Here is a 5260-nt window from a genome sequence, read left to right as displayed (position 1 = left end):
GGCAGCAATACTATCGACTATGCCCAGAAATCCCAGGTCATGGGTGTCGGTAATACGCTGAAAGGCGAAGATGGCAATATCAGCAAATTCAACTTCATCGACGGCTATAAAAACTTCGCTGAAAAAGTAACGAATGTCTCTGTTTTGGGCTCGAATAATACTGTATCTGAAGCAGAAAGCACGCAGATCATCGGCGATAAACGGAAGGTTACCACAAAGGATTCTGTTGTCATCGGATCGGCTAAAAAAGAAACCGAACTGACAGTAAATAATGCGACAATCCTGGGGTATAATGCCAACGTAACAACAGAAGGCGGCGTAGCCTTAGGCTATGGCTCGATTGCTTCCACAGATAAAGGCGTCAAAGGCTATGATCCGGCTACGGGTACAGAAACGACAGAATCCGGGGAAGCCTGGGTATCCACAGCAGCTGCTGTATCCATTGGTAGCTCCGGTGATACGAAAGTAACCCGTCAGATTACCAATGTGGCTGCCGGCAAAGAAGATACTGATGCAGTTAACGTTGCTCAACTGAAAAAGGTAGCAGCAAATGACACTACCATTAAAGCAGATACCAATGCCCTCTCCTACGATAAAGAAAAAGGTACTCTCTCTATGACTGTGGAAGATACCAAAGGCAATATAGCCACTGGTTCTGTACCGATTTCCGATATCAAAGCCGCTGTAGACACGAATACCAAGTATACCATAGCAGCAGGCGAAACTACCGGTGAAAAGGGTAAAAAGACCCAGACTACCACAATTACCCTTACCGGCGATGACAATTCCACTTCTTCTGTAGAAGTGAAGAACGATACCCTCGTCAAAGGTGATAATGGCCTTTCCCTCAATGGAAATACCCTTTCCATGAGCGTGAAGGATACCGCAGGCAACGAAGTAACAGGAAGCGTAGACCTCTCCGGTCTCAAAGTCACCGATACAAATACCACCTATGATATGACTGCTGAAGCTAAAGGCGAAAAGGGAACCAGCACCCAGACCACTACCGTTACATTTACAGATAAAACGGATGACTCTAAATCTAAGACTTTCACTGTGGATAACGATACCCTGAAAAACAACGATAAAGGTCTTACTCTCAACGGAACTACACTTACCATGGATGTGGAAGATACCGCAGGCAACGAAGTAACAGGAAGCGTAGACCTCTCCGACCTGGCAGATGGAAAAGTCGCTTCCGGTGATACCGGCCTTGTAACGGGAGATACCATCTACAATGAAACCCGTCCTGCTGACGGAAATTATGTAAAAAATGGCAATACCACTGCCGAAAATCTCTCTGCGATTGATACACAGGTAAAGACCAATACCGATGATATAAGCAATATCAACCAGACGGTGAACAATATGGGCGGCAGGATCAATAAACTGGGCACCCGGATCAACAAAGTCGGTGCCGGTGCAGCAGCCCTGGCAGCTCTCCATCCGCAGGATTTCGACCCGGATGACAAGTGGGATGTGGCAGCGGGCTACGGCAACTATAAAGATGCCAATGCAGCCGCTGTGGGCGCATTCTATCATCCGAATGAAGATACCATGATCTCCGTAGGCGGTTCTTTCGGCGGAGGAGAAAATATGGTGAATGCCGGGGTATCCGTGAAACTGGGCCAGGGCAACCATGTGACCACTTCCCGTGTGGCTATGGCCAGAGAAATTCTGGACATGAAGCAGAAGATGGAAAAACTGGAAGCCCAGAACCAGTACCTCATGAAACGCCTGGGCGCCGCGCCGGAAGGAGCTCTCAAAGACGTGAACTTCCCGGACGTTCCGAAAGATCACTGGGCATACCAGTACGTGAAGACACTCGCTGACAAAGGCTACATCGAAGGCTACCCGGATGGAGAATTCAAGGGCGACCGCGCAATGACCCGCTACGAATATGCGGCAGTCATCTACAGAGCCCTCCAGAACGGTGCACCGGTGGATGACAAGATGGCAAAGGTCCTCGATGAATTCGAACCGGAACTGGACCACATCCAGAAAGCTGCAAGATTCCGCGTAGACCGCATCTCCGGCAAGGACGAAGACAGAGGCAAGGTAGAAAGAGTCAGAGTCAATAACGATCAGGAAGAAAGAGACGTCTACGGAGGAAAAATTCCGGCGGCTTTGAAGAAATGAGAGATTAGCGGTTAGTGGTTAGTTGTTAGTAGTTCAAAGTGAAAAGGAGCCCGTTTCCGGATTGGAAGCGGGCTCTTTTATCATGCACTTTCATTTGTTCCTTCCATGGATCAACCTTATTTGTGCCTCAAAAGTCTCTCGAGGAGGCTTCCCCTCCGGGGAAACTGACTGCGAGGCAGACTGAAAGGGCAAATAAGGTTTCTATCAGGAACTCTTATGAGAAACGAAAAATGACGCCCTTCGAGGCGTCATTTCTATTTCCTTTTATTTCCCTTCCGGTAAAGGGATTTTCGTTCCATTCTTTACTGTTTCGCAGCCGGCAATGATGAAGCGCATCATTTCTTTCTGCAGCTTGTACCAGGTCCTGTTCTTTTCCCAGCCTGTTTTCTGATTGATGGACATGGAGCCGTTGAGGATGAACCAGAAGAGCATTTCCAGTTCTTTGTCCGAAAGAGATCCGCCGTGGAGGAGTTCCACGAAAAGGTCTTTCCTTTTCTGGAAGATGAGCCTCACAGTCCGCTGGCTGATGAAAGGATCTTTCAGGAGCGGGATGAACTTCGGAAAGTCCACGAACCGGTGCCAGATGGGAAATTCACTCTCGTGACTGATGAATTCGTCCAGGTCACCTATATTGGCCAGTTCCCATAAATGGCCAATCGAAAAAGAGTAGTCTTTTTGCAAAGAACCGTCCAAGCAGGTCAAAGCGTTCTCGATGGTCTTGTCAAGAAGGTCGTAAATATCATAAAAATGGGCATAAAAAGTGCTCCGGTTGATACCCGCCTCGCGGCAGAGTCCGGTAATCCGGATCTTATCAAACGGGGTCTCTTCAAGCATGTGCAGAAATGTTTCTCTGATATGTTTTTCTGTTTCCGATCTGTTTCTTTTTTCATCCTTCATTTAATCTATCACCGCCTGAAAACTTTTCCTCCCTAAAATGATAGCATAAGTCAAAATGATAGAACATCATCAGTATATGATTTTTGTCGATTCTATCGAATACTTCGCGCGTAAAAGAGCATCTTTCATGATAAAAGATGCCCTTTTTCTGTTCCTGTTATTTATTTTATCATGACAGGAAATATGGATAACGGAAATACTATTTCCTGACAAATATATACTTATTCCCTCTCTTCCAGTTTCCGTTTCATCAGGAAAAGATAGATGGTGCAGATGGAAACCTGAAAAATGGAAGAAAGGGGATTGGCGAGGCCGATTTGAAATACGGTGACCGGTTCCAGCCGGGAAAAGAGCCAGGAAAGGGGCATGCGGAAAAAGAGGGCCCCGATCATGCCCTGGGCCATGACGAATTTTGTCTTTTCGCAGCCATTATAGAAGCCGAAAAAGCAGAAAAGGAAAGAAGTAAGGAGCGTATCCAGGCCGTAGGCTTTCAGGTATTCAAAAGCCGCCTCCCGGACCGGCGGGTCCGATGTGAAGAAGCCGGCCAGGAAATCGCCATGGAAGAAGGAAATATACGCCAGCACGAGACCGAACGCAAGAGAGGTGGCGATGCCATATTTCAAAGCCAGAAAAGCCCGATCCATCCGGCGGGCGCCGTAATTCTGGGCCACAAAGGCAGACATGGACTGAAGGAAAGAAAGGGGCACCAGCATGATGAAACCGCAGAGTTTTTCCCCGATACCGATTCCTGCCGATGCATCTACCCCAAGGCCATTCACCAGACCCATGATCCAGAGGAAAGAAATCCCTACTAATACATCCTGAATGGCCACGGGAATCCCTACAGAGAGCATTTTATAGACCAGGGCCCTGTCCACTTTGAAATCAGAAGGATGTATTTCCACAGGCATGCCCGAATGACGGATCATAAGGACCGAAAGAAGGACAGAAATCCCCTGACTTCCAATAGTCGCCCAGGCCGCCCCGGAAGCTCCCATTTCAAAATAACCCACCAGCAGCAAATCGCCGAAAACATTGCAGATCGCCGCTACAATAACCGTAAAAAGAGGCATCAGCGAATTTCCCGTCCCCCGGAAAATCCCGCCCAGCACATTATAACCCACGATAAAGACAAGACCGGCCGCACAGATCCGGATATAGGAAACCGCTTCCGAAAACGCCTCCCCCGGCACCTGAAGAGCCCGGCAGACAGGAGGAGCCAGGAAATAGAAAAGCACCGTAAGACCCAGGGCCAGAATCGTAAAAGCAGAAACAGTGGTCCCGATCGTCTTTCCCGCCAGGCGGATCCGGCGCCTGCCCAGAAGACTTCCCAGGACCACCGTAGTTCCCAGGGCCAGATCCGTAATAACAGTCGTAATCAGCTGCATCACCTGACCCCCAAATCCCGTAGCAGCTACATTGGCAGCATCCGAAAAAATCCCCACTACCAATAAATCCACGGCTCCGTACAGGACCTGAAGAAATAAAGAAAGCATCACAGGAATCATGAACCGGAGCAGCGGCATAAAAACCGGCCCCTCCGTGAAATCAGTGCGCTTCATACAATCCTCCGCTAAACAAAAACCGGATAAGACCAGGCAAATGCCTGACATCTTATCCGGTCCGTCTCCAAAAACAACCTCCGATGACCCATTCCTCCACTATCGGATTCGTGAAGTATTATATAGGATTCATGGGGGATTGTCAAATAAGGGCAGCTGCCGGCAATCTCCCACCGTAATTTCCAATTCCCCCAATATGACACTATCCGTCAGCAAGTGCTCCCCGCAGAGCCTCCCCGAAGTTCGGGGAGGTGTCGCCAAAGGCGACGGAGGGGCTGTACTATCGTACAAGTCGGAATCAGGGAGAAAGTCAGCCCCGTAACGTAAGAATGAAATCTCATCATTTACGGTACGCATGAAAAGTAAGAGTCACTCCGACGTGTACCATATGCAGCCCCCTTTTCCACTTCGCGGAGTTTCCCCCGTTGTGGGACACGGGATGCATCGGTTATATCCCCTTTCGAAATCTATCTTCGTGACAGCTGACTCTATCCATCAGAAAGTGCTCCCCGCGTTAGGGGATGGTAATGTTAAGATAAGAATGTACAGAAACTTCAACTTAAGAATGTACAAATTTCTGTTCTGAATGGCGCCGTTTGGGATGAAATTGTATGTAATTATGTTGGATTTCTGTACCGCCTCACCATCCCCACCCGGTGGCT

3 protein-coding genes are annotated in these 5260 nt (G+C 48.5%); 1 reads left to right on the top strand and 2 read right to left on the bottom strand.

Annotated elements, in window-relative coordinates; genetic code table 11:
• The coding region (locus tag VZT47_RS09215; protein ID WP_330224673.1) for an S-layer homology domain-containing protein at nt 1–2139 on the top strand (2139 nt) is incomplete at its 5' end.
• Nucleotides 2140–2403: 264 nt separating this feature from the next.
• Here the strand turns inward: VZT47_RS09215 and VZT47_RS09210 are convergent.
• Nucleotides 2404–3036, bottom strand: coding sequence for a TetR/AcrR family transcriptional regulator (locus tag VZT47_RS09210; protein WP_330224672.1), 633 nt, complete (start codon nt 3034–3036; stop codon nt 2404–2406).
• A gap of 221 nt (nt 3037–3257) precedes the next feature.
• Nucleotides 3258–4598, bottom strand: a complete 1341-nt coding sequence (locus VZT47_RS09205; protein ID WP_330224671.1) for an MATE family efflux transporter — start codon at nt 4596–4598, stop codon at nt 3258–3260.
• Nucleotides 4599–5260 lie beyond the last annotated feature (662 nt).

This window comes from Dialister sp. (assembly GCF_036343215.1).
Classification (GTDB): Bacteria; Bacillota; Negativicutes; order Veillonellales; family Dialisteraceae; genus Dialister.
The sequence above is the reverse complement of the archived record's forward strand: the minus strand, read 5'-3'. Positions and strand labels throughout refer to the sequence as shown.

Coding starts and splice junctions, on each gene's coding strand:
- VZT47_RS09210 (WP_330224672.1), bottom strand. CDS start 3,036: ATGAAGGATGAAAAAAGAAACAGATCGGAAACAGAAAAACATATCAGA.
- VZT47_RS09205 (WP_330224671.1), bottom strand. CDS start 4,598: ATGAAGCGCACTGATTTCACGGAGGGGCCGGTTTTTATGCCGCTGCTC.